This window comes from Sulfitobacter sp. 1A15106 (genome assembly GCF_043556995.1).
In the GTDB taxonomy this organism is placed as follows: Bacteria; Pseudomonadota; Alphaproteobacteria; order Rhodobacterales; family Rhodobacteraceae; genus Sulfitobacter; species Sulfitobacter faviae.
Map to the genome: position 1 here is coordinate 1 of NZ_JBIFFM010000031.1, position 3,479 is coordinate 3,479.

1 protein-coding gene and 2 rRNA genes are annotated in these 3,479 nt (G+C 52.3%); all 3 read left to right on the plus strand.

Translation table 11 applies throughout. The features are described 5' to 3' along the window. Positions 1-243 (plus strand): hypothetical protein (locus ACGYKA_RS19950; RefSeq protein WP_394439872.1); only part of this gene is annotated, 243 nt, incomplete at its 5' end. A gap of 89 nt (positions 244-332) precedes the next feature. Then, positions 333-3,166 (plus strand): 23S ribosomal RNA (locus ACGYKA_RS19955). A 178-nt stretch (positions 3,167-3,344) separates the two neighbouring features. Next, a 5S ribosomal RNA gene (rrf, locus tag ACGYKA_RS19960) occupies positions 3,345-3,459 on the plus strand. Positions 3,460-3,479: the final 20 nt, after the last annotated feature.

The following is a 3,479-nucleotide window of genomic DNA, read 5'->3' on the forward strand; positions in this document are numbered from 1 at the left end:
ATTGACATCGTAAAGAGAGATACTAACAACATGTTTGATCTCACCGCGTTAGGTGATGATCTCAGTTGCTGCCCTTCGGGGCCGGTGTTTGACGGGCTGTTTCCTCGGTCTTTCAAGCATATCGCGGCTGAAACGAATATGTTGTCCAAGTCAAGTACACTAACCAGAGCGGTGACGCTGCCTCCTGCACGGATGGCAGCTATCTGCATCGCTCATTGTCCAGACGACAGTCTGGGCGGGTAAAGTATGCTTTTGATGCAGAATAAGAGGGTCAGTTTCTTACCAGCTTCTGATCTTCGCGCGAGGCGCTAAGTCTTGCTTTTTCTGGATCAAATCAAGCGCGAAAAGGGCGTTTGGTGAATGCCTTGGCAGTAAGAGGCGATGAAAGACGTGATACTCTGCGATAAGCCATGGGGAGCTGAGAATAAGCTTTGATCCATGGATTTCTGAATGGGGCAACCCACCTGATACTTTGTTATTACTGCACTTCGGTGCAGCTAATAACTTGGTAAACCAGGTATTTTTAACCTGAATATATAGGGTTAAAAAGGCAAACCCGGGGAACTGAAACATCTAAGTACCCGGAGGAAAGGAAATCAATATGATACTCCCCTAGTAGCGGCGAGCGAACGGGGACCAGCCGAGCCATGAGTGTGGTTAGAATGCGTTGGAATGCGCAACCAAAGTGGGTGATAGTCCCGTATAAGAAGCATGATTGGACGTATTAAGTAGGGCGGAACACGTGAAATTCTGTCTGAAGATCGGAGGACCACCTTCGAAGGCTAAGTACTCCTTACTGACCGATAGTGAACCAGTACCGTGAGGGAAAGGTGAAAAGCACCCCGACGAGGGGAGTGAAACAGTACCTGAAACCGAACGCCTACAATCAGTTGGAGCATCCTTGCGATGTGACAGCGTACCTTTTGTATAATGGGTCATCGACTTGGTCTCACGAGCAAGCTTAAGCCGTTAGGTGTAGGCGCAGCGAAAGCGAGTCTTAATAGGGCGTCGAGTTCGTGGGATCAGACCCGAAACCGAGTGATCTAGGCATGGCCAGGTTGAAGATAAGGTAACACTTATTGGAGGACCGAACCCACATCTGTTGAAAAAGATCGGGATGAGCTGTGCCTAGGGGTGAAAGGCCAATCAAACTCGGAGATAGCTGGTTCTCTGCGAAATCTATTTAGGTAGAGCGTCATCCGAATACCCTCGGGGGTAGAGCACTGGATGGGTAATGGGGCCCCACAGGCTTACTGATCCTAACCAAACTCCGAATACCGAGGAGTACTGGATGGCAGACACACGGCGAATGCTAACGTCCGTCGTGGAGAGGGAAACAACCCTGACCTCCGGCTAAGGCCCCTAATTCATGGCTAAGTGGGAAAGCAGGTGAGACGACCAAAACAACCAGGAGGTTGGCTTAGAAGCAGCCATCCTTTAAAGATAGCGTAACAGCTCACTGGTCTAAATAAGTTGTCTTGCGGCGAAGATGTAACGGGGCTCAAGCCATGAGCCGAAGCCGAGGATGCATTTATTGCATGGTAGCAGAGCGTAGTGTGACATAGTTCCATGTGTCCTTATCGTCCCTCGGGACGTATTGGACACGCGGAGCTTTCTGTGAAGCTGGCGCGTGAGCGATCCGGTGGAGAGATCACTAGTGAGAATGATGACATGAGTAGCGACAAAGAGTGTGAGAGACACTCTCGCCGAAAGTCCAAGGGTTCCTGCTTAAAGCTAATCTGAGCAGGGTAAGCCGACCCCTAAGGCGAGGCCGAAAGGCGTAGTCGATGGGAACCAGGTTAATATTCCTGGGCCAGATGGAAGTGACGGATCGCAGGGGTAGTTCATCCTTATCGGATTGGATGGGCTGCTGAGCGGTCCCTGGAAATAGCTCCATCATCAGATCGTACCCTAAACCGACACAGGTGGACAGGTAGAGAATACCAAGGCGCTTGAGAGAACTATGTTGAAGGAACTCGGCAAAATACCTCCGTAAGTTCGCGAGAAGGAGGCCCGGTTCCTAGGCAACTAGGGGCTGGGGGCACAAACCAGGGGGTGGCGACTGTTTATTAAAAACACAGGGCTCTGCGAAGTCGCAAGACGACGTATAGGGTCTGACGCCTGCCCGGTGCCTGAAGGTTAAAAGGAGGAGTGAGAGCTCTGAATTGAAGCCCAGGTAAACGGCGGCCGTAACTATAACGGTCCTAAGGTAGCGAAATTCCTTGTCGGGTAAGTTCCGACCTGCACGAATGGCGTAACGACTTCCCCGCTGTCTCCAACATAGACTCAGCGAAATTGAATTACCGGTCAAGATGCCGGTTACCCGCGGTTAGACGGAAAGACCCCGTGCACCTTTACTACAGCTTCACACTGGCATTAGGCCGAACATGTGCAGGATAGGTGGTGGGCTTTGAAACCGAGACGCCAGTCTCGGTGGAGCCTCCCTTGAGATACCACCCTTGTTCTGCTTGATGTCTAACCGCGGACCGTTATCCGGTTCCGGGACCCTGTGTGGCGGGTAGTTTGACTGGGGCGGTCGCCTCCTAAATCGTAACGGAGGCGCGCGAAGGTTGGCTCAGAGCGGTCGGAAATCGCTCGTTGAGTGCAATGGCAGAAGCCAGCCTGACTGCGAGACTGACAAGTCGAGCAGAGTCGAAAGACGGCCATAGTGATCCGGTGGTCCCAAGTGGGAGGGCCATCGCTCAACGGATAAAAGGTACGCCGGGGATAACAGGCTGATACTGCCCAAGAGTCCATATCGACGGCAGTGTTTGGCACCTCGATGTCGGCTCATCTCATCCTGGGGCTGGAGCAGGTCCCAAGGGTACGGCTGTTCGCCGTTTAAAGAGGTACGTGAGCTGGGTTTAGAACGTCGTGAGACAGTTCGGTCCCTATCTTCCGTGGGTGTAGGATACTTGAGAGGAGTTGCCCCTAGTACGAGAGGACCGGGGTGAACGATCCACTGGTGGACCAGTTGTAATGCCAATTGCAGTGCTGGGTAGCTATGATCGGACAGGATAACCGCTGAAGGCATCTAAGCGGGAAGCCCCCCTCAAAACAAGGTATCCCTGAGAGCCGTGGTAGACCACCACGTCGATAGGCCAGAGATGTAAGCGTAGTAATACGTTCAGTTGACTGGTACTAATTGCTCGATAGGCTTGATTTGATCCAGTAGAAGCAAGACTGCTTACTGATCAAAAGCATACACATACAATCAGTTGTGCTGACTTGGACAAACAACGCTTTGCGCTCCAATAGAGACGGAGCGGGAACGGGCATCCTTCGGATACCCCGCCTCCCGCCGCCGCTCTGCTGCGCAGAGCGCTGACTAGGAATTTATTCGGTTTGGTGATCATAGCGCGAGCAAAACACCTGGTCCCATCCCGAACCCAGCCGTTAAGTGCCGTAGCGCCGATGGTACTGCGTCTTAAGACGTGGGAGAGTAGGTCATCGCCAAACCTAATAAGTTCCTAGACTAC